Raw genomic sequence first — 20,917 nt, 5'->3', positions numbered from 1 at the left:
AGGTAGTTCACCGTTATGGCCCCAGAAATTCGCCCCAAAGCACACTTCTTGATTCTCGTCGGCATCGCCGGCGGCCTGCTGTCGGGGCTCTTCGGCATCGGCGGCGGCACGATCATCGTGCCGGCGCTCGCGATCTGGCTGTCGATGCCGCAGAAGCTGTCGGCTGGCACCTCGGTGCTCGCGATTTTGCCGACGGCAGCGGTGGGCGCGACGACCTACGCGCTGCAGGGGCACGTCGACTGGGTCGCCGCGATCTGCCTCGCGCTCGGCATGATCATCGGCGCGCAGGTGGGCGCCTACCTGCTGCACAAACTGTCGGTCGATTTCGTGCAGTGGGCGTTCATGATCTTCCTCGCGGCGATCATTGTGACCCTGTGGTTCGTGGTGCCCAGCCGCGACGCAAGCATCGACATGGACTTCTTGACCGTCTCCATGCTCGTGATCACCGGCTTCATCACCGGCATTCTCTCGGGCATTCTGGGGGTGGGCGGCGGCGTCGTCGTCGTGCCGGTGCTGATGTTCTTCTTCGGCGCGAACGATCTGATCGCGAAGGGCACGTCGCTGCTCATGATGATCCCCGGATCGATCTCTGCGACGCTCGGCAACCTGCGGCGCCAGAACGTCGACTTCAGGGCTGCCGCTTTCGTGGGCCTCGCCGCGTGCCTCTTTGTGCCGCTCGGTTCGCTGTTCGCGGGCTGGATCGACCCGTTCTGGGGCAACGTGGCGTTCTCGCTCTACCTCGTGTTTATTCTCACCCAGATGATGGTGCGCTGGTTCAAGAAGCGGGCGAAGTAGCGGGCGGTGCCGTCGTCGCGGGTGCGCTAGCGCGCCTGCGGCGCACCAGCGCCACGATCCACTCGGTGACGAGCCACACCCAGCTCGCGAGCCAGACCGTCGCGGCAATGAACAGTAGTACAGTAGACAGCTGTTCCCCCTGCGGGGTCGAAGACATGCCGAGTGCAAAAGTCACCACCGACCCGTAGTCACCGCCGTCGCCCCCGTCGACGAGCGAGCACGCCGACAGCACGAACGCGATCGAGGTGATCCACGCCGCAACGCGCCCGCGCGCTGCGCCGCTCGTGCCCGCGCCCAACACACCGCGCTGCCGCAGCATGCCGGTGCCGGCGATCACGCACTGCAGTGCGTATCCGAGCGCGAGTGGCAGCAGCGCGAAGAAGAACACGATCAACATCCAGCCAGGGAAGGCGAAGACCTTGATCGCGAGGCCGAGCACCGGGGCGATAATGAGGGCGAGCCCGGCCGCCCGGGCACGGTTATGCTGTGGGTCAGCCGTGCGCAGAGATGTATTCATGGACTGAGTGTGGCACACCGGCCCGCGGCGGCGGTAGCGCCGGGCCCAATGATCCGGATCAAAAATATGCGCGAGAAATTCCGTTAATGAGCAGTCGTTAAACGGAACTTCTCGCGCATATTTTGCGGCGGCGGCCCAGGGGCGCGGCAGCGGCAGGGCCAGAGCCCTACAGCAGGTCGGCGACCGAGTTCAGCACCTCGTCGGGGCGAAACGGAAACCGCTCGATCTCGGCGCGGTCGGCGATGCCGGTCATCACGAGCACGGTGTGCAGACCCGCCTCCATGCCCGCGACGATGTCGGTGTCCATGCGGTCGCCGATCATGCCCGTGTTGTGCGAGTGCGCACCGATCTTGTTGAGCGCCGAGCGAAACATCATGGGGTTGGGTTTGCCGACCACGTAGGGCACACGCCCCGTCGCCTTCGTGATGAGCGCGTTGATGGCGCCCGTCGCGGGCAGCACGCCCTCGGTGCTGGGGCCGGTCGCGTCGGGGTTCGTCGAAATGAACCGGGCGCCGCCAATGATCAGCCGAATCGCTTTCGTGATCGCCTCAAACGAGTAGCTGCGTGTCTCGCCCACGACCACAAAGTCGGGGTTCGCTTCGGTCATGATGTAGCCGGCGTCGTGCAGCGCGGTGTGCAGGCCCGCCTCGCCCACCACGTACGCCGAACCGTCGGGCTTCTGCTGTTTCAAGAACGCGGCCGTCGCGAGCGCGCTCGTCCAGATCCGGTCCTCGGGCACATCGATGCCGCTCGCGGCGAGGCGCGCGCTCAGATCACGCGCCGTGAAGATTGAGTTGTTCGTGAGTACCAGGTAGGGCGTCTCGGTGTCGCGCCAGTGCCCCAACAGCTCGGCCGCACCAGGAATCGCCTGGTTCTCGTGCACGAGCACGCCGTCCATGTCGGTCAACCAGCATTCAATGTCGTCGCGGCGGGGGTGCTGCTCTGCATGCGTCATGTCTTTAGCGTAGTCCCGGTGCATGAATCGTGGGTTACTGGCAGACTGGAATCATGCATGAGCGAGCGGGCCGGCCGGCTACAGGCGAAGATCTGATCGATGTCGAAGCCCTAATTGCGGCGTATTTTGCTGAGGTGCCAGACCCCGAGATCGCGGCGCAGCGCGTCGCGTTTGGCACTTCGGGGCACCGGGGATCGTCACTCAAGCGCTCCTTCAACGAGGCGCACATCGTGGCGATCTGCGCGGCGATCGCCGAGTATCGTGCGGCGCAGGGCATCGAGGGGCCGCTGTTCATTGGCTCCGACACCCACCCGCTTTCGGTGCCCGCTGAGCTGACTGCGCGCGAGGTGCTCTCGGGGGCTGGCGTCCACGTGCTGGCTAGATCCGGATCAGGAGACGAACTGTTTGTGCCGACCCCCGCGCTCAGCCACGCGATTCTCACCCACAACCGGGGCCGCGCCGCCGACGACCCGCAGCGCGCCGACGGCATCATCGTGACTCCGAGCCACAACCCACCGAGTGACGGGGGCATTAAATACAACCCGCCGCACGGCGGGCCCGCCGACTCAGACGCGACCGATTGGATCGCGCAGCGCGCCAACGAGCTGCTCGAGCACGGTGTCGCGTGGGTGCCGCGCGACGGGCGTGACGAGGTCGACGGTGCACCGATTGGGCGCTACGACTTTCTCGGCGAGTACGTTGAGTCGCTCGGTGAGGTCATCGACGTTGACGCGATTCGCCGGGCGGGCGTGCGCATGGCGGCGCACCCGCTGGGCGGGGCGAGCGTCGCTTACTGGGCGGCCATTCGTGACCGGTTTGATCTCGACCTGACCGTGCTCGGGCCCGGTGTCGACCCGCAGTGGGGGTTCATGCACCTCGACTGGGACGGCAAGATTCGTATGGATCCGTCGTCTGCGAACGTGATGAGCACGGTGGAGGGGTACCGCGACGATTATCCGATCGTGACGGGCAATGATGCCGACGCCGACCGGCACGGCATCATGACCTGCGACGGTGGGCTCATGAACCCCAACCACTACCTCGCGGTCGCGATCGACTACCTGCTCGAGCACCGCCCCGACTGGCCGGTCACCGCGGGCATTGGTAAGACGCTCGTGTCGTCGGCTCTGATCGACCGGGTGGTCGCCGCGCACGGTCGCACTCTGCTCGAGGTGCCCGTCGGGTTTAAATGGTTCGTGCCGGGGCTGTCTGACGGCAGCGTCGTGTTTGGTGGCGAAGAAAGCGCGGGGGCGTCGTTTCAGCGCTTCGACGGTAGCGCCTGGAGTACCGACAAAGACGGCATCTTGCTGGCGCTGCTCGCCGCCGAGATTCTCGCGGTCACCGGGCAGACGCCGTCTGAACGGTACCGGGAGCTTGCTGACCGTTTTGGTGAGCCCGCTTATGCGCGCATTGACGCGGCCGCGACGCCCGAGCAGAAGGCTGCGTTGGCCCAGTTGTCGCCAGAAGACGTCACCGCTACAGAACTCGCGGGTGACCCGATCACCGCGATCTTGACCACGGCTCCCGGCAACGGGGCCAAGATTGGTGGGCTTAAGGTGCAGACCGAGCATGCCTGGTTTGCGGCCCGCCCCTCGGGCACTGAAGACGTGATGAAGATCTATGCGGAGTCTTTCAAGGGGGAGTCGCACCTGGCGCTCGTGCAGCGAGAAGCGCAGGCCCTCGTCGAGCGGGTGCTCGGGGCATAGGGCCTACTTTCGTCATCCTGCGCGAGCGTAGCGTCTGCTTTCGTCATCCTGCGCGAGCGTAGCGCCTACTTTCGTCATCCTGCGCGAGCGTAGCGAGTCGCAGGATCCACCCGCGGTACCCTGTGAACATGACGCACGCACCCGCCCCGGCCCGCCGCTACTCCTACCTGGGGCCCGCCGGCACGTTTACCGAGGCGGCGTTGAAGCAGGTCACCGAGGCCGAAGGTCAGGAGTGGTGCCCCGTCGATAACCTCGGCGAGGCGCTGCAGCACGTCGTCACGGGCGCGAGCCACGCCGCGATGATCGCGATCGAGAACTCGATCGACGGCGGGGTAACGGCGGCGCAGGACGCGCTCGCCACCACCCCCGGCCTGCGCATTATTGGCGAATACCTGGTGTCGGTGAACTTTGTGCTCGTCGCACGCCCCGGTACGCGGCTCGAAGACATTCGGGTCGTCTCGGGCCACCCCGTCGCTTACGCGCAGTGCAGGGCGTGGCTCGACGAAGCCGCCCCGCAGCACAAACACCTCGTCGCAACCTCAAACGTGCAGGCCGCCGCCGATCTGTTTGACGCCGCCAAAGGCGTCGATGCGGCCATCGCGCCGCCCGGCATCGACGCACACTTCGACGTTGACGTGCTGGGCGAGAAGCTCGCAGAGAACCCCGACGCGATGACACGGTTCGTGCTGGTGAGCGGAGCGGGCCCCGTGGCCGAGCCCACCGGCGCCGACAAGACGTCGCTCATCGTCGAGCTGCCCGAAGACCGCGCGGGCGCGCTGCTCGAGCTGCTCGAACAGTTCTCGACCCGCGGCGTGAACCTCACGCTCATCGCGTCGCGTCCCATCGGTGACCGCATGGGCCGCTACCGCTTCGTGCTCGACGCCGAGGGACACGTGAAAGACGAACGCGTCGCTGACGCCCTGCTCGGTGTCAAACGCTTCAGTCCCAAGGTCGTATTTCTGGGGTCGTACCCGCGCGCAGACCGGGTGAGCGCGAGCGTGCGCGACTCACACGATGACGAAACCTTTCGTGAGGCGCGCGACTGGTTGCGCACCATGATTGGTGGGTAGTCGGCGGGCGTCTTGTTACAACGTGGGAGACGTGGTGACCCAGATCGAGACAACCGGCTCGTCGCTGATGTTTCGGTACCAGTGGGGTTGTGAACTGGCGAAAATGATGGAATCCCCTGGTCCGAGTTCGTAACAGATATCCCCGACGTGGACTTCTTTACGCCCACGAAGAACAATTCCGAACTCCTCGCCGGGATGAGAGTAGGGCGAGTGTTCTGTCGAGTGACCGGGTTGAGTCTCCATCCACACAGCTGTAAGAAAATGATCCTCACCCTCGGCGAGATAGGTGTAGCGCTCTCCATCCACGATGTCGTGGCTCGTGACCCCTTGAGCCGGTTGGCGCTGATCAACGCGTACTACTCGAGCAGGTGGGGTGGAGACATCAATAAGACGTGCCAGGGAAACCGAAAGCGCATCGGCGAGGCGTTTGAGGAGCATAACTGAAGGATTGCCGATGCCGCGCTCGAGCTGACTGAGGGAGCCGATGCTAATGCCCGCCTGCTTAGCAAGTGCCTCGACAGAAAGGCCACGGGTGTGACGAGCCTGGTGGATCGCGCGGCCTATGCGCTCTATGAAGTTGCCAGACTCCTCCGTCTTTTCGACCTCGATCGCAGTGCGCGGTACGACCGACGCAAAGTCATCCGTGGCGTCCTTTGCCCGTTGTGTTGGCCTCATCGTGCTCCTTAATTCGGCCGGCACGTCCGGCAATTCGTGGGTGCGCGTCCTGCAGTGTCAGCGACTTTCACTATAGGAGCCTTTGGCGTTTGGGGCGAAGTTTGTCTATTCATCGGTTGACACGAGGATGTTTTCGCATTATCAATAGTAATGAAGATTTTCATTACTTTGAAGATCATCATTAAACACAACCTTATTCATCTCAATGAAGGCTGAATGAGAGTAAACGCGCCGTATGGCGTTCCTAACAATGATGTTGGAAAGGTGGAGCAATGCCATCTGTTCTGTACCGCGTGCATGAGCATGTCGCGCGGATCTCACTAAATCTTCCCGAGCGAAGAAATATGCTTGACGACGACGTCGAAGCTGAGCTTGATGCCGCGCTCGAGCGTGCCCAGCGCGACGCAGACGTACGCTGCATCATCCTGACTGGCGAGGGAGAGTCGTTCTGTGCGGGCTGGAATCTTAATCTCGACGTAGAAAATATGGATTCCTCGGTGTGGGAAGAATGGGCGAGCAGTAACGACGGTGCGGCCCGACGACAGAAATGGTGGCGCTGTCGCAAACCAGTCGTTGCGGCAGTGCGCGGATACTGCTTGGGGGCGGGTTTCGAACTCGCCCAGTTGTCGGATTTCGTTGTGGCATCGGAAGATGCAATCTTCGGTGAAACTGAGATTCGCTACTCGCTCATCTCGTATGCACACACGATTTGGTTGATGGGGATCCGCAACGCAAAGGAAGTAATGATGCTTGGCGAGAAATTTGATGCTGAGCGAGCACGAGACTACGGCTTGGTTAATCGTGTTGTGTCAAGCGAAGAGCTTGAGGACGCGGCATTGGAGCTCGCGAAGCGCCTCGCAAAGATGCCCACGGAGACCATGCAATTAATGAAATACATGATTACGAAATCGGCGGACGTGCAGGGATTGAGTCATATGCACGATTGGGGTCTGGATCTTTTTGCGCTGAGCAAAGTCATTCACACCCCGGAAAAACAGGAATTCGCGAAGATCGCGAACGAATCAGGCATGCGTGCGGCACTCGCATGGACACGCGAGGAATTTGGAGATGACTTTGATCGGAGGGCCCGCCGTGGTTGAGAGCACTGTAATCGCGAAGGATGCTGGCATTGCACGGCGGATACGAGAGTTCATCACACCAGACAGTGTCGCGATCGTCGGAGCAAATGAAGGTAACGGTTTCGTTCGCAACCTCGTCAAGGCGACCTCGAAGCTTGAATTCACACTGGTTAATCGCCGCAGCACAGAAGTATACGGACGACCTACTGTGCCGACGCTAGATGACGCCGGCGACGGAATTGACCTCGCGGTTGTGAGTGTGCCCGCTGCGAGTGTCACTCCGACTATTGCGCAGGGTATCGATCGTGGGATCCGCAACTACATCATTCATGCTGCTGGGTTTGGCGAAGCCGGCCCGGAGGGCCGTGCAAGACAGGCCGAACTGCTTGAGCTTGCACGCCATCACGACGTGAAGTTTCTCGGGCCCAACTGTCTCGGGTTTGCCAGCTACGTGCACGGTGTCCCGCTTCATGGTGCTACGCTCCCCGCGGGCCTCGACGCCGGAACCGTTGGAGTTATCGCGCAGAGTGGCTCTGCCAGCATCGTGGTGATGAACAGTGCGCGGGCCTTTGGGTTCAGCCACATATTTTCGACCGGTAATGAGGCCTCGGTCACGAGCGAGGACATCCTCGAATTCATGCTCGTAGATGATGCGACACACGTAATTCTCATGTTCATCGAGTCTCTTCGTGACGGAAGGCGATTTCTTCGACTCGCGGAGCAGGCCCGGGCGGCAGGTAAACCGATCGTCGCACTGAAGGTGGGGCGTTCAGCGGCAGGGAGACGCGTCGCTATGAGTCATACGGGAGCCATCGCTGGATCAGACGAGGTGTACGAAGTCGCACTGCGCACAGCTGGAGTCATCCAGGTGTTCGACTTCGATGAAATGATCCAAACTGCCAACGTACTCGCGACACCTCGGGTCGGCACCCGCATGCGGCGGCCATCGGTCATCGGGATCTCGGGCGGTGAGCTCGGACTCGTCGCTGATGTCGCCGACGATCTCGGGGTTGAACTGCCTCAGTTTTCAGAAGCCACGCGCATCGAACTTGCTGGACTGATGGGAGGATCTACCCCTGACGGAGTGTCTAATCCACTCGATTTTGGAAATGGCTACAGCCCGAAAACATTCGAGACCTCGTTCCGCAGTGCTCTTAGCGCATTAGAACGGGATCAGAACGTCGACGGAGTCGTGCTCATCCAAGACTCCCAGGACAGTCTCGAGCCGGGATACCGACCGTTCTACCGGATGGTGACAGAGGCCTTCGCGGGCCATCCGGGGGACATGCCCATGCTGCACATCTCGAACCTTGCAGAGCCTCACTGTGAAGAGATAATTGCGCCGCTGGCCGCTCGCGGAATTCTATCGCTCGCGGGTACGCGGACAGCGCTGCGTGCTGTTGGCAACGTGGCCGCTTTTGCCCGGCTCGGATCACAACGGGAGTCACGGGAAAATCACTTGGATGCCGCGACCGAACGTCTGCGGACGGACCTCGAGTCGTTTGTGGCAGGGCATCGCGCACGATCTGACCTCCAGTATGTGGCGGAGTCTGACGCGCTCTCGTTCATCGGTTCCTGTGGACTACCGGTTGCAGCTGAGATGACCGCAGATTCGGTGGAGGCCGCGGTATCAGCGGCCGAGCGAATCGGTTACCCCGTCGTCATCAAGATATGGTCAAACACTGTCGTGCACAAAGCTGCTGCTGGCGGAGTCATATTGAACGTACGCGACGCAGCAGCAGTTCGGGTCGCCTACACCGACATCGTTGAAGCGGTCGAAAGTGACCATCCGGGTGCCGCCAAAGGCGTCATCGTTGCGCAACAACTCAGCGGCGCGGTCGAACTCATTCTGGGTGCGATAGAAGACGAGACCTTCGGCACGTTCGTGCTACTGGGGATCGGCGGTGGACTGGTCGAAGCTCTCGATCGCACGAGCCTGCTGCCGCTACCTGTGGACCGTGACCATGCTGAATCGCTGATCTCGCAGAGCGCGATTGCTCCTGCCTTAGCGCATCTACGGATCCCGGCTAGCTCTATTGCTGAGACAGTGCTCTGTTTCGGCAGGCTCGCAGAAGCGAGCACTGGGTTGCTGAGCGAATGTGAAATTAACCCGTTGATCGTACAGCGTTCTGGTGAACACTGGGCCGTCGATGCCCGCATGAAACTGCAGTGAACTCGCACAAGGAAGAAGGAATCAAAATGCACCTCGAAGTAGAAACTCACGGCTCGCTCGGTGTTATCTGGCTCAATAGGCCTGAGAAGCTAAACCCGCTCACTGACGAGATGATGCTCGGGATGCGAGAAGCCATCGGAAAGTTTGAACAGGATCCGGCAGTCCACGCCATTGTCATCCGTGGCAGAGGTCGGGCATTCTCAGCAGGTTTTGATATCTCAGCCGATAGTAAGCCACGTTCAACCGTGCTTGAATGGCGCGCACACTTTCGGAATGGCAATGACACGTTTCGTGCGATCCGGAACTCCCAAAAGCCTGTCATCGCGGTAACCCATGGTCCGTGCATGGGAGGCGCGTTTGAAATGGCACTGTCGTGCGACATCGTGATCGCGACCCCTGAGTCATTCTTCGGAGAGACCGAGGTTCGCTTCGGGGGAACGGCTATGTTCATGATCTTGCCGTTTGTGGCCTCACCACGACTCTCGCAGCGCCTTTTGCTCACTGGGGACCGGCTGTCCGCTGAGGAGGCCCTCGCCGAAGGCGTGATCACTCACCTGGTAGCCGAGAGCGACATCAACGAGAAACTGCAGGAGTACGCCAGGAAATTCGCGGCCTTGCCACCCGGAACCGCCGCCATGAATAAGCTAGCGCTGCGTCGTGTATTTGATCTGTGGGGCGCAGCCGAGGCGACCGAAATGTCGGAGGACCTTGCGATTCACGCAATTATGAGCAAGGAAGGCACCGCCGTAGAGTTCGAACGGATCACCCAAGAGCAGGGACTTGCCGCAGCCATTCGTTGGCGGGACGCGCAGTTTGATGCCGCATGAGCGACTCCAACACTCTGTCAACACATCTCAATGAGGAAATGGAAGAACAGAAATGAAAACAATACGAATGGCAGGAGGCGCCGTTTGCACTGTCGCAGCGCTCCTGCTAATGGCGGGATGCAGTGCCGCATCCACCGCACAGCCGACCTCGAATTCGGAATCTGTCGATGAAGGGACTCCCCAGAGCGGCGGAACCCTCACTATGGCGCTCCACGCAGAAGTAAACAGCCTCGACCCTGCTTCAGGGACGGGCGCAGGTAATGACTACCTGGCTTCAATAATCTACGATCCCCTGCTCAATCTGGCGGAGGACGGCAGCGTTGAACCGGGCCTCGTGACCGAGTGGGATACTCCGGGCGACGGGACGATCCATTTGACTTTGAGGGATGATGTCGTCTTCCATGACGGTACTCCGTTCAATGCTGATGCAGTGAAGTTCAACCTCGATAGGTTCGTAGCGAGCCCTAATGCTGCACGCTTAAGCGCAGTTGAGAGCGTTTCGGTGGACGGAGAGTTTCAAGCCACGGTACACCTGAAACCAGAAGACCCCGCAGTGGGGCCCACCCTGGTGGAGTTTGCGAGACAATCAGGCGCGATGGTTTCCCCTACTGCAGTTGAGTCTGAAGGCGAAGGCTTTGGACTTCAACCCGTGGGCACAGGACCGTTTAAGTTCGTGAGTTGGACTCGGGATCAAGAAATGGTGCTGGAAAAGAACCCGGACTACTGGCAGGAAGGACTGCCGTACCTTGACGAGCTTGTGCTGAAGCCAATCCCAGATGAAGCAACCCGCACAAACCAACTCCGTTCGGGGGAACTAGATCTGATATATCAGGTGCAACCTAAGGATCTGTTGCTGCTCGAGCGCGCCGACGAGATAAAGACAGTCTCGCGCCCGAGCAACGGATGGGACATGGTGACGTTCAACTCGGGCGAAGGGATTCTGAAGGACCCAAAGGTGCGTCGAGCCCTGAACTTGGCAATTAATAGGCAAGCAATCATCGACAACTTGTTCCAAGGATCAGGGACACCAGGGCAGGGGCCCATTACGCCGAGTCACCCTGGCTTCGACCCCGATTATGTGCCGAACCCTCCCGAGGGCGATCAGGTTGCGGCGCAGAAGCTGCTGCGGGAAGCGGGTATTGCGGAGGGAACGAAGATCAGGTTAGGGACTCCCAATATTGCTCGATTTGAACAGATCGCGCAGTCGGTGCAGCAAGATTGGAAAAAGGTTGGCATTAACGCAACGATCGAACGCTTTGAAACCACGGCTGGGCTTGAGCAGCTTTCGACGGGTGATTTCGAAGCGATCGCCTGGTATTACCTGGGGCACCCTGACCTGGACGGAGTTACCACGAACCTCTTTCATTCAGACGGCCCCAACAACTACTGGACAGGCAATTACAGCAACCCAGAGGTAGACAAACTACTTGAGCAAGGCCGAGTAGAGACGGACGCTACAAAACGTCAACAGTTCTATGCCGACGCACAGAGAATTATCGTTGATGAGTCTCCCGGCGCAGTCTTGCGCTACTTCGACGATACTTTCGCGTACCGTACCACCGTTCACGGTCTCACTCAACGGGCAGATTCAACGCTGAATCTGCACGAGGCGTGGGTTTCCCACTAGCCACTCGACGGGGCCCTGCGTGGAGCACGGGCCCCATTCGAGAACACTTTCAGGAGGAACTCCCATGCGGTTTCTTATTCAACGAACCGTTTCAACGGCGGCGGTACTCTTGCTCGTCTCGCTGTTTGCGTTTTCCATTCTGCATTTGCTTCCAGGTGATCCGGCGCTTGCGGTACTGGGAATGAATGCGCCGCAGGAGGAAATCGCGCAGCTGCGAGAGAAGATGGGCCTAAACGCACCGATCCTGCAACAGTATGGCGTCTGGTTGTGGGGCGTGCTCCATGGTGACCTTGGAGTCTCCTTTCGAGACGGTCGCCCCATTAGCGGCATCATTCTTCAACGACTCCCCGCGAGCCTATTCCTCGGCGTGTGGGCACTCACGTTTGCGACCTTTGTTGGGGTGCTCACAGGGATGTATGCAGCACTACGACGAGATCGTTTGGGCGACTGGGTTGCCTCTGGAGCAGCAATGGCAATGATGGCGGTGCCGGGCTTTGTATTGGGCCTCGCTCTGATCTATCTCTTTGCGATTCAGTGGCACATCTTTCCGGCCGGAGGATACGTTTCACCGTTCGAAAACTTTGGTGAGCACCTGAGATTTATGGTGTTGCCAGTCCTCACGCACGCTGCCGTCACGATCGCCATGGCGATGAGGATGACGCGATCGTCTTATCTCGATGTTGCGCATTCTGACTTTATGCGAACAGCGTGGTCCAAGGGTCTCCCGCGCCATCAGATCCTGTTTGGGCATGGTCTTCGAAACTCATTGCTTCCCGTAGTGACACTCCTTGGACTACAAGCCGGATACCTCCTGGGCATGGCAGTTGTTGTTGAAGTTGTCTTCGATATTCCTGGCATCGGGAAGATGCTCTTGGACGCTGTGATCGCTCGTGACTACCCACTAGTTCAGGCGGGGCTACTCGTCGTTGCCAGCATCTACGTCATTGCTAACTATCTCGTGGATGTCTTCTATGCCGTACTTGACCCAAGGATCCGAAATGTCTCAGCCTGATACCGTCGCAGTTGCAGTCATCCCGGAGGAACCCTCACGAAAAGGCATCGTGGCGCGGATTTGGAAGAAGCGTCTTGCTCGCCCAGCCATCATCGTGCTCGTGCTACTCATTGCGCTTGCGGTTTCCGCGCAGTGGATCGCGCCTCACGATCCGTTCGTTGCTGTGGGGCCTTCACTCGATGGGCCTAATAGAACATCCTGGCTTGGCACAGATGAGATGGGCCGAGACATTCTGTCGCGCCTTCTCTACGGCGGGCAGGTGTCTCTGGGCGTCGCCGCGATCTCGGTCGCCGGAGCGCTCGTGATAGGCATGCCAATCGGTCTCGTAGCGGGGTTCGCCGGCGGAAAAATCGACGGCATCTTTATGCGCGTTATTGATGGCATGCTCGCGTTCCCTGCACTGATCTTGGCCCTTGCACTCGCAGTTATCATCGGCGAAGGAATCGTGACGGTTGTGGTCTCGATTGTCTTTATCGCGATTCCGAGCTTCGCCCGTCTGGTTCGTGCGGTCACGATGCAGGCTAAGGCGCTGGGGTATGTCGAAGCGAGTATTTCGATAGGTACGTCCAAGCTGAAGATTGCGGTGCGGCACATCATTCCAAACATTATGGGACCGCTCTCAGTCCAGTGCACGCTGAGCGCAGCCAGCGCCATTTTGCTCGAGGCCTCGCTGAGTTTCCTTGGGGTTGGCATCCCGCTGCCCAACCCAAGTTGGGGCGGGATGATCAAGAGCGCAGTGCCGTACCTTGAGCTCGCACCAGCGATTGTGCTTATTCCTGGAGTATGCATTTTCATCGCGGTCATGGCGTTGAACACCGTAGGAGACGCCTTGCGCGATGCTTTGGACGCCCGGATCGACTAATAGATGTCAGAACACTGCGGCGCAGCTTGATGTAGACAGTGTCTTTCACACGTTCGAGAAAGAGAACTCATGAGAAATGAACTCCCCAGTCCTGCAGACGCCCCGACGCTTGAGGTTGAGCATCTCTTCGTTGACATTCCGGCGCCAAATGGCCGCAAGATCCGCATCATCGATGACCTGTCACTAACGGTCTACCCAGGCACATGTCTCGGCATCGTTGGTGAGTCTGGATCTGGTAAGAGTGTCACGTTGCTCAGCCTGTTCGGACTCCTCCTTGGCGCTAACGCGGAGATCACGGTTAGCCGGTTCAAGTTCGCTGGGCAGGACATCGATCCGAGCGACCGAGAAGCGATTCGTGGGCTATTACGCAACGAGGTTGCGGTCATTTTTCAGGACCCTATGACGAGTTTGAACCCGGTGATGCGTGTCGACAAGCAGATAGCAGAGGTGGTGCGTCAACAGCGGGACGTGCCAGCCCGTGAAATTGAAACGCGCGTCGTTGAGCTGCTAGGGATGGTGGGAATACCTGATGCGGAACGTCGAGCGCGCCAGTACCCGCACGAGTTTTCTGGTGGACAGCGGCAGCGCATCATGATCGCCATGGCTGTTGCGAAAGAACCCAAACTCATCATCGCAGATGAGCCCACCACAGCACTTGACGTCACAACGCAAGCTCAGGTGCTTGACCTGCTACGTGGCGCGCAGAAACTTGTCGGGGCGGCCACTATCTTCGTAAGTCATGACCTGGGTGTGGTGGCGCATCTTGCGGACACCGTAGCAGTGTTCTACGGTGGACGACTCATGGAATATGGAGAGACGAGCACAATCTTTACGGAGCCGCGTCACCCGTACACAGCAGCGCTCTTGCAGAGCATTCCGCCATTGACGATTACCCTGCCGCGGCTGTTGACGCTTCCTGGCGAGCCACCGGATCCGCGCGCGCGTCCGAGTGGATGCGTATTTCATCCACGTTGTCCAGTGGGACAAGACCGGGCGATCTGTGCAGAAACGCCACCACCATTGACGAGTCTGGTTGGTGGCCGTGTGAGCGCGTGCCACTTTCCAGAGGAAACAGTAACTGTAGGCGCGCTGCGTCTCACTGGTCCGCGTGTTTCGGTCCCTCGCGAGACCGAAACACTAACCTCGCCTCTTCAGATAGATGCAGCCGGTCTCGTTGCGAAGGACGGGCCAGTGCTTGAGGTGCGAGAGCTCGTCAAGGACTACCGGCCGCGGCGGGTGCGTCGGCGGCATGGAGAAGCCCCCGCCGTTGACGGAATTAGTTTTGAGCTCGCGGCGGGATCCACTGTCGCGCTCGTCGGCGAATCCGGGTGCGGAAAAAGCACGACGGCCAAGATGGTCGGTCAACTGATCGAACCGACGTCCGGATCAGTTTGGTTTGAATCAGTTGCATACACGTCGATGAACACCAAACAGCGATTGGACTTTCGCCGCCGCGTGCAGTTCGTTTTTCAAGACCCTTACGCCTCAATGAATCCACGTATGACAGTAGGGCAGATTATGGCGGAGCCACTTGAGACACATCACCTGGGAACGCGTCACGACCGTGAGTCGCGAGTATATGAGCTCCTAGAACGCGTCGGGCTTCGGCGAAGAGACGCTGAAAAGTTCCCGCACCAATTCTCAGGCGGGCAGCGCCAGCGTATCGCTATCGCTCGCGCCCTGGCCCCGCGGCCAGAAATGTTGATCCTGGATGAGCCCGTTTCTGCTCTGGACGTCTCGGTTCAAGCTCAAATCCTCAACCTTCTCAAAGATATTCAGGAAGAGATGAAGATGACATCCCTGTTCATCTCCCACGACATGTCGGTGGTGCGGCAAATTTCGGAGGAAACGATCGTGATGTTGGCTGGAAAAATTGTCGAGCGTGGGCCCACTGAACAGATTATTTCTGATCCGCAGCATCCATACACGCGATCTCTGCTTGGTGCTGTACTTACCGTTGACTCCATGCCAGTGTCAACACTCGGGTAGCCGCTACCCGTGTGCGACCCACTCGGGCAGCACCCGCACGATCAGGGCGCCCGGGTCGACTGACCCGTTCACGGCGGTGGCGAGACCGAAGTCGTCGCCGTCGAGCTGCACAGGCTCGGGCTCCGCGACCGATAGCGCAAACCGTTTCGCCTGCAGGTAGGTGACACTCTTCGTGTCGTTCACAAGGTCGATGATCTTGCGGCCCGCCTTCGTTTTACGAAGCACACCGTTCTCCCACCCCAGCTTGTTCCAGATCCGGAGCCAAGAGAAAGGCCCCAGCGGCCGAAGGGCCACGACATCGAGCTTGCCGTCGTCGAATTTGGCGTCGGGAATGAGTAGCACGCCGCCGGGCATCAGCCCGCAGTTGCCGATCATGACGGTGTAGACAGCGAGCTGCGAAGCCGGTGCGCCGTCGACCGAGTAGTGAATGTCGAGCGGGCGCTCCTTGAGCATCGTGCGTACGCCAGCGTCGACGTAGGCGAGCCAGCCGACCCGCTTTTTGAGCGACGCCTGCGTGGTCGAGATCGTGCGGGCGTCGAGCCCCATGCCGGCGAGCACGAGAAACACGTGCTCGTCTTCGACGTCGCCCTCACGCAATATCTTCGCGACTCCCAGGTCGATCGCGCGGCCCCGACCGAAGAACGCGGCCCGCGCACAGTCTTCGAAGCGGCCGAGCGGCACCCCCAGGTTGCGCGCGAGGAGATTGCCCGTGCCCTGCGGCACGAGCGCGAGCGGGGTGCCAGAACCCCGCAGCGCTTCGGCCACCGCCCGAATCGTGCCGTCGCCGCCGCTCGCCAGTACGACGCTCGCGCCGTCTGTGAGCGCGCGCCGCGTCGCTCCCCGGCCCGCGTCGTGCTCGTCGGTCTCGTACCACCTGGTGGGCGCCCACCCCGCGAGTTGCTCTTGCGCCGTAACCGCGGCCTTGAGCGCTGCAAGGTTCGTCTTGAGCGGGTGGTAAACGACGGCCGCGCTGGGCTGGTGATGCGCGGGTGAAGCATGCATGTGTGTAAGCGTACCGGCCGAGGCATTCCACGGTCTCCCCAAGGCACAGCCGCCCCAAGGTAAGCTAGTGGCTGTGATCGATCCAGTACTGCTCCGCAACGATCCTGAGACCATCAAGCGCTCACAGCGCGCCCGAGGAAATGACGAGGCGGTGGTCGACGAGGCGCTCGCCGCCGACGCCTCGCGTCGCCAGGCCCTCAGCGAGTTCGAGTCGCTGCGCGCCGAACAGAAAGAGTTCGGCGGCAGGGTGAAGCAGGCGCCCAAGGACGAGAAGCAGGCGCTCATTCAGCAGGCCCAGCAGATCGCCGCCGGCGTGAAGGCGGCCGAAGCCCGCGCGAAGGCTGCCGAGGCCGAGTTTGATGAGATCGCACTGCGCATCGAAAACGTCGTTATCGACGGCGTACCCGCGGGCGGCGAAGAGAACTTCGTGACCCTGCGCACTGTGGGCGAGCAGCCCACGTTCGACTTCGAGCCGCGCGACCACCTCGAGCTCGGCGAGATGCTCGGCGCGATCGACATGGAGCGCGGCGCAAAGGTGAGCGGTGCGCGCTTCTACTTCTTGCGCGGCATTGGTGCACGCCTCGAGCTCGCGCTCATGAACATGGCGCTCGACCGCGCCCTCGCGCACGGCTTCACACCGCTCATCACACCCACACTCGTGAAGCCCCAGGTGATGCAGGGCACCGGGTTTCTCGGCGAGCACGCGAGCGAGGTGTACCACCTGCCCGAGCAGGACCTGTACCTCACCGGCACGAGCGAGGTTGCGCTCGCCGGTTACCACTCAGACGAGATCATTGACCTCGCGCGTGGCCCGCTGCGCTACGCCGGCTGGTCGACCTGCTACCGCAGCGAGGCCGGGTCGCACGGCAAGGACACCCGCGGTATCTTGCGCGTGCACCAGTTCAACAAGCTCGAGATGTTCGTGTACACGACGCCCGAAGAGGCCGAGGCCGAACACGACCGTCTCGTTGCCTGGCAGGAAGAAATGCTCACTGCGCTGGGTCTGCACTACCGCGTGATCGACGTTGCGGCGGGCGACCTCGGGTCGAGTGCCGCACGCAAGTTTGACATCGAGGCTTGGGTGCCCACGCAAGACGCATACCGCGAGCTCACCTCGACGAGCAACTGCACGACCTACCAGTCGCGCCGCCTCTCGACCCGCTACCGCGGTGAGAGCGGCAAGACCGCGCCCGTCGCAACGCTCAACGGCACGCTCGCGACCACGCGCTGGCTCGTCGCCATTCTCGAAACGCACCAGCAGGCCGACGGCAGCGTGACCGTGCCCGAGGCGCTGCGCCCCTTCCTCGGTGGGCTCGAAGTGCTCACCCCCGAGTCGGGCCTGTAGTGCTCGCCCCGGTCACCGCCCAGGCGCGGCACCTCATCGCCCTCGACCTCGACGGCACTGTGCTCGAGCACGGTGAACACGGGGCCGGCGAGATTCCCGAGTCTGGGCACATTGACCCAGAGCTCGCGCGCGCAATTCGTGCGCTGCACGAGGCGGGCCACGAGGTGATTGTAGCCACCGGGCGCTCGGTCGATGCGACGCTGCCCATCATTGAGCAGCTCCGGATCCGCCCAGAGTGGGTCATCGCGGCCAATGGCGCAGTGACACTCAAGCGTGACGCGTTGGCGACGCGCGCGTACCGGCACGAATACGTTGAAGCGTTTGATCCGACGAGTGCGCTGAAGAAGATTCGCACGCAGCTCGCGACCGCGCGGTATGCGGTGGAGCTGGCGTCGGGTGGCTTCTTGTACACCGACGATATTCCCGCGGGCACGCTGCCGCAGCAGAAACGACGCGTAGCGTTCGAAGAGCTGCTCGGGGTGCAGGCGAGCCGCGTGATCGTGTTCTCGCCAGATGAGCGGCTCGAACGGTTCATGAGCGTTGTCGAGTCGTTGGGACTCACCCACGTGTCGTACTCGGTGGGCACCTCGTCGTGGCTCGACATTGCGCCCGACGGCGTGACGAAGGCGAGTGCGCTCGAGGTGCTCGCCGCGCGCCTCGACATTCCCCGCTCGCGGGTGTTTGCTGCTGGTGACGGCCGCAACGACATCGACATGCTGCGCTGGGCGGCCCGCCACGGCGATGCGGTCGCGATGGGGCAGGCGGCGCCCGAGGTGCAGGCGGCCGCTGGTCGCGTCACCGGCACGATCTCTGAGGTGGGCCTCTTGACCGCGCTGCGCGATCGATTCCCCGAGCTTGGCGCGCTGTAGCGCTCGAAACCACGCCAACTTTCGCGCACACCGTGTGCCAGTTTCGTATGCGGCCGCGGTTTTGCTAAGCTCGTGCGCGGAGGGTTGTCCGAGCGGCCGAAGGAACTAGTCTTGAAAACTAGCAGGTGAAAGCCTCAGGGGTTCAAATCCCCTACCCTCCGCCACAGGGGCAAAATCGCTGAAATTCAGCGGTTTTGCCCCTTTTCTTTGGTTCCTCGCTAGATCGTGTGGACTAGGGGTTATGGATTATAGGCAAAAACTTGCGGATAGGGTTGCGCGTGTCTATGTTCTTCCCACGCCCACCCTGTTCGCTCCGAGAGCCCCTCTTCCGCGCTAAAATCAGTGCCGTAAACGGCTGGGCCAAGAGCTGGTTCAGCGGATCGGGGCCGTCGTCGCTGCGCGGTGGGCTCGCTCGGTACGATGGTGAAGGTGTGGGCCACGTGCAGAAGCCCAGCATGTTTAATGAGAGCCCATTCTTGTGAAAAGGTGTTGCCTGCGGATCAGCCCTGCAAGGAGAATGTACGCTCTTCTGAGCCGATCGTGGGTGTACCACCACTGTTTTCCTGTGGGCGAGCGGTACCAGGCAGATGGACTAGCGGTACCAAGTGCGCCTACTTATCACAGGTTCACGAAACTACTGAAACGCAAAAGGCTCCACCAGGCAAGTTAATGCCAAGTGGAGCCTATTGGTTTCTGAGGGCCGTAGGCTCTCGGAGTTGTTACGTTAGGTAACGGTGGATGAATGCTGCCATAGCTTCACGAGTGACCGGAGCCTTCGGCGTGTAACCAATCTTGCCGTTAGGGAGTCTCACACCCGTAGTAATGCCAGCATCGTTCATCCATACTGATTCCTTGTAGAACTTCGCTCCAGGCTTCATGTCTGCATAAGGGTGACCGCTTGGAACATAACCGCTCACGCCTGTCATGCGGTAAAGGAACGCAGCCATTGCCTCACGAGAGATTGAATCTTTTGGCTTGTAAACATACGTGCCGTTAGACAGTTTCGTTCCGGTGCTGTATCCCATGTCTTTCATCCATGAAATCTCTTTATAGAACTTGTGATTGGTTCCAACATCAGCGAATGGTTTCTTGCCATTGGGCTTGTAAGTCTTGGAGCTTTCATCTGCTCTGAACAAGAACGCAGCCATAGCTTCACGAGTTACGTTATCTTTCGGGAAATACATCTTACCCGCAGGGGTGCTTGTGCCTGTGGTGTATTTGTTATCCCACATCCACTTGATTTCCTTGTAGAACTTGTCGCCTACCTTCACATCAAGAAAAGGCATCGGAGCTGGGGGAGGAGTGGTCTCGCCACCATCACCGTTATCGCCACCATCACCACTGCCATCAGCATTGATGTCATACTCAAAATAGTCTGTAGCCGTAGCATTGGTCGCTAGAATCTGAACATAATATGGGTGATCACCCCTATAAGCAATACCAAAACCCACATGATTGAATGTCGGGTCAATCATCTTTCCTCTACTGTTATCGTGATCTTGTCGATACCACTCAAACACGTTTCGATTACCGTCTGGGTAACCTGTTGAAAGGTTCTCAGCTGCGCCAGTCCAGCCCTCACCATTCGTGAGAAGTGTACTGAAATCGCTAGGCCGCAAAAGTCCATTTTTAATGATCTCATTAGCTTTCTCCTGAGCTAATTGATCAAGCCGCTTATTGCCCTTCAGTGGGGCAACGTCATGATCCTCTCGATACACATTCGTTCGTGTATACATCTGGCTTTTGTGAAGCCTGATGGTTTCTGCTGATACTGATGCTGTATCCACATTTTCAACAGTGGTTTCTGCAATTGCTTCAGGTGTGACCGGCACCTCAACCTCGGTAGCAAAAGCAGCTCCTGCTCCGCCCACGAGCATCGTTGAAGCAACGGCCACAGTAGCTGCTACCCCCAACAATGTCTTGAATCTTGTTCTCATTGGTTCCATGGCTTCAGTCCTCCTGTTGTGTTAGAACGTCTTTTTGTAGCGGTAGATGAATGCTGCCATTGCTTCACGAGTCACCTTGCTACGAGGAGCGTAGTGAACCCGACCGTTGGGCTGCGTAATGCCGGTAGTGATGTTGGTTGATTCCATCCAGGTTGATTCCTTGTAGAACTTGTCACCAGGCTTCATGTCAGCAAACGGGCGACCACTGGGGTTGAACGCAGGCTTACCCGCCATGCGATACATGAATGCCGCCATAGCCTCACGGGAAACATTGTCATAAGCCTTGTAATGCACCTGACCGTTCTTCTGCTTCACACCCGTGGTTGAGTATTCGAAGGCTTCAGCACCGGCGATATTGCGAGTGAGCACCAAGCAATATTGCGATTGAGCGCCGCGGAATCGCGCTGGTGAGCACCAGCAATAAGTGCTGCTGCTCACCAGCGGGCGGGGTTAGCCGCGGGCGGTACG

At 60.0% G+C, this 20,917-nt stretch carries 18 protein-coding genes and 1 tRNA gene; 13 read left to right on the top strand and 6 right to left on the bottom strand.

Going from position 1 to position 20,917, the window contains the following annotated elements; all coding sequences use genetic code 11:
* Positions 1-15 precede the first annotated feature (15 nt).
* Positions 16-795, top strand: coding sequence for a sulfite exporter TauE/SafE family protein (locus ACXR2T_RS09215; protein ID WP_458813237.1), 780 nt, complete (start codon positions 16-18; stop codon positions 793-795).
* Here ACXR2T_RS09215 and ACXR2T_RS09210 read toward each other — a convergent pair.
* Together ACXR2T_RS09210 and ACXR2T_RS09205 are read right to left on the bottom strand one after the other, a co-directional pair.
* Positions 776-1,312 carry a hypothetical protein gene (locus ACXR2T_RS09210; RefSeq protein WP_458838443.1) on the bottom strand — a complete coding sequence of 179 codons (537 nt, stop codon included), beginning with the start codon at positions 1,310-1,312 and terminating at the stop codon, positions 776-778. The genes ACXR2T_RS09215 and ACXR2T_RS09210 overlap by 20 nt on opposite strands.
* Positions 1,313-1,478: 166 nt before the next feature.
* Positions 1,479-2,267 carry an HAD-IIA family hydrolase gene (locus ACXR2T_RS09205; protein WP_458813233.1) on the bottom strand — a complete coding sequence of 263 codons (789 nt, stop codon included), beginning with the start codon at positions 2,265-2,267 and terminating at the stop codon, positions 1,479-1,481.
* A gap of 53 nt (positions 2,268-2,320) precedes the next feature.
* On the opposite strand from ACXR2T_RS09205, the gene pgm reads away from it, so the two are divergent.
* Both pgm and pheA read left to right on the top strand, forming a co-directional pair.
* Entirely contained in the window at positions 2,321-3,973 is a 1,653-nt protein-coding gene (pgm, locus tag ACXR2T_RS09200) for a phosphoglucomutase (alpha-D-glucose-1,6-bisphosphate-dependent) (protein WP_458838442.1), read from the top strand.
* 128 nt (positions 3,974-4,101) lie between these two features.
* The gene (pheA, locus tag ACXR2T_RS09195) at positions 4,102-5,043 is read left to right on the top strand and encodes a prephenate dehydratase (RefSeq protein ID WP_458813229.1); all 942 of its coding nucleotides are present in this window, start codon (positions 4,102-4,104) and stop codon (positions 5,041-5,043) included.
* Between the two features lie 15 nt (positions 5,044-5,058).
* Here pheA and ACXR2T_RS09190 read toward each other — a convergent pair whose 3' ends face one another.
* A complete protein-coding gene (locus ACXR2T_RS09190; protein ID WP_458838441.1) occupies positions 5,059-5,718 on the bottom strand; it encodes a helix-turn-helix domain-containing protein in 660 nt (219 codons plus the stop codon).
* 272 nt (positions 5,719-5,990) lie between these two features.
* Here ACXR2T_RS09190 and ACXR2T_RS09185 point away from each other — a divergent pair, with 272 nt between their 5' ends.
* The 7 genes from ACXR2T_RS09185 (at position 5,991) to ACXR2T_RS09155 (ending at position 15,287) form a co-directional block, all read left to right on the top strand.
* A complete protein-coding gene (locus tag ACXR2T_RS09185) occupies positions 5,991-6,818 on the top strand; it encodes an enoyl-CoA hydratase/isomerase family protein (protein ID WP_458838440.1) in 828 nt (275 codons plus the stop codon).
* Positions 6,787-8,970, top strand: a complete 2,184-nt coding sequence (locus ACXR2T_RS09180) for an acetate--CoA ligase family protein (RefSeq protein WP_458838439.1) — start codon at positions 6,787-6,789, stop codon at positions 8,968-8,970. The genes ACXR2T_RS09185 and ACXR2T_RS09180 overlap by 32 nt, the downstream gene beginning before the upstream one ends.
* The gene (locus ACXR2T_RS09175) at positions 8,967-9,797 is read left to right on the top strand and encodes an enoyl-CoA hydratase/isomerase family protein (protein WP_458838438.1); all 831 of its coding nucleotides are present in this window, start codon (positions 8,967-8,969) and stop codon (positions 9,795-9,797) included. The genes ACXR2T_RS09180 and ACXR2T_RS09175 overlap by 4 nt, the downstream gene beginning before the upstream one ends.
* A 202-nt stretch (positions 9,798-9,999) precedes the next feature.
* Positions 10,000-11,424, top strand: coding sequence for an ABC transporter substrate-binding protein (locus tag ACXR2T_RS09170; protein WP_458838437.1), 1,425 nt, complete (start codon positions 10,000-10,002; stop codon positions 11,422-11,424).
* A 64-nt stretch (positions 11,425-11,488) separates the two neighbouring features.
* Positions 11,489-12,436, top strand: a complete 948-nt coding sequence (locus ACXR2T_RS09165; protein ID WP_458838436.1) for an ABC transporter permease — start codon at positions 11,489-11,491, stop codon at positions 12,434-12,436.
* Complete coding sequence (locus ACXR2T_RS09160) at positions 12,396-13,298, top strand: ABC transporter permease (protein WP_489945516.1); 903 nt, start codon at positions 12,396-12,398, stop codon at positions 13,296-13,298. The genes ACXR2T_RS09165 and ACXR2T_RS09160 overlap by 41 nt, the downstream gene beginning before the upstream one ends.
* Before the next feature lie 69 nt (positions 13,299-13,367).
* Positions 13,368-15,287: a dipeptide ABC transporter ATP-binding protein gene (locus ACXR2T_RS09155; protein WP_458838434.1), complete on the top strand. Its 1,920-nt coding sequence runs from the start codon at positions 13,368-13,370 to the stop codon at positions 15,285-15,287.
* A 3-nt stretch (positions 15,288-15,290) separates the two neighbouring features.
* On the opposite strand, the gene ACXR2T_RS09150 is transcribed toward ACXR2T_RS09155, so the two are convergent.
* Entirely contained in the window at positions 15,291-16,289 is a 999-nt protein-coding gene (locus ACXR2T_RS09150) for a diacylglycerol/lipid kinase family protein (RefSeq protein WP_458813227.1), read from the bottom strand.
* Positions 16,290-16,362: 73 nt separating this feature from the next.
* Here ACXR2T_RS09150 and serS point away from each other — a divergent pair, with 73 nt between their 5' ends.
* The 3 genes from serS to ACXR2T_RS09135 all read left to right on the top strand — a co-directional run bounded on the left by serS (position 16,363) and on the right by ACXR2T_RS09135 (position 18,667).
* Positions 16,363-17,634, top strand: a complete 1,272-nt coding sequence (gene serS, locus ACXR2T_RS09145) for a serine--tRNA ligase (RefSeq protein WP_458813225.1) — start codon at positions 16,363-16,365, stop codon at positions 17,632-17,634.
* Positions 17,634-18,503 (top strand): HAD family hydrolase, encoded by an 870-nt coding sequence (locus ACXR2T_RS09140; RefSeq protein ID WP_458838433.1) that lies wholly within the window; start codon positions 17,634-17,636, stop codon positions 18,501-18,503. The genes serS and ACXR2T_RS09140 overlap by 1 nt, the downstream gene beginning before the upstream one ends.
* Before the next feature lie 78 nt (positions 18,504-18,581).
* Positions 18,582-18,667, top strand: a tRNA-Ser gene (locus ACXR2T_RS09135).
* 555 nt (positions 18,668-19,222) lie between these two features.
* Here ACXR2T_RS09135 and ACXR2T_RS09130 read toward each other — a convergent pair.
* Together ACXR2T_RS09130 and ACXR2T_RS09125 are read right to left on the bottom strand one after the other, a co-directional pair.
* Positions 19,223-20,449 (bottom strand): CAP domain-containing protein, encoded by a 1,227-nt coding sequence (locus ACXR2T_RS09130; RefSeq protein ID WP_458838432.1) that lies wholly within the window; start codon positions 20,447-20,449, stop codon positions 19,223-19,225.
* A 21-nt stretch (positions 20,450-20,470) separates the two neighbouring features.
* Positions 20,471-20,818, bottom strand: coding sequence for a hypothetical protein (locus ACXR2T_RS09125; RefSeq protein ID WP_458838431.1), 348 nt, complete (start codon positions 20,816-20,818; stop codon positions 20,471-20,473).
* Positions 20,819-20,917: the final 99 nt, after the last annotated feature.

The organism is Leucobacter faecis (assembly GCF_054456635.2).
Note: the sequence above shows the minus strand (reverse complement) of the source record. Positions and strands in the feature narration are given on the sequence as shown.

Coding starts and splice junctions, on each gene's coding strand:
- ACXR2T_RS09215 (WP_458813237.1), top strand. CDS start 16: ATGGCCCCAGAAATTCGCCCCAAAGCACACTTCTTGATTCTCGTCGGC.
- ACXR2T_RS09210 (WP_458838443.1), bottom strand. CDS start 1,312: ATGAATACATCTCTGCGCACGGCTGACCCACAGCATAACCGTGCCCGG.
- ACXR2T_RS09205 (WP_458813233.1), bottom strand. CDS start 2,267: ATGACGCATGCAGAGCAGCACCCCCGCCGCGACGACATTGAATGCTGG.
- pgm (WP_458838442.1), top strand. CDS start 2,321: ATGCATGAGCGAGCGGGCCGGCCGGCTACAGGCGAAGATCTGATCGAT.
- pheA (WP_458813229.1), top strand. CDS start 4,102: ATGACGCACGCACCCGCCCCGGCCCGCCGCTACTCCTACCTGGGGCCC.
- ACXR2T_RS09190 (WP_458838441.1), bottom strand. CDS start 5,718: ATGAGGCCAACACAACGGGCAAAGGACGCCACGGATGACTTTGCGTCG.
- ACXR2T_RS09185 (WP_458838440.1), top strand. CDS start 5,991: ATGCCATCTGTTCTGTACCGCGTGCATGAGCATGTCGCGCGGATCTCA.
- ACXR2T_RS09180 (WP_458838439.1), top strand. CDS start 6,787: ATGACTTTGATCGGAGGGCCCGCCGTGGTTGAGAGCACTGTAATCGCG.
- ACXR2T_RS09170 (WP_458838437.1), top strand. CDS start 10,000: ATGGCGCTCCACGCAGAAGTAAACAGCCTCGACCCTGCTTCAGGGACG.
- ACXR2T_RS09165 (WP_458838436.1), top strand. CDS start 11,489: ATGCGGTTTCTTATTCAACGAACCGTTTCAACGGCGGCGGTACTCTTG.
- ACXR2T_RS09160 (WP_489945516.1), top strand. CDS start 12,396: ATGCCGTACTTGACCCAAGGATCCGAAATGTCTCAGCCTGATACCGTC.
- ACXR2T_RS09155 (WP_458838434.1), top strand. CDS start 13,368: ATGAGAAATGAACTCCCCAGTCCTGCAGACGCCCCGACGCTTGAGGTT.
- ACXR2T_RS09150 (WP_458813227.1), bottom strand. CDS start 16,289: ATGCATGCTTCACCCGCGCATCACCAGCCCAGCGCGGCCGTCGTTTAC.
- ACXR2T_RS09130 (WP_458838432.1), bottom strand. CDS start 20,449: ATGGAACCAATGAGAACAAGATTCAAGACATTGTTGGGGGTAGCAGCT.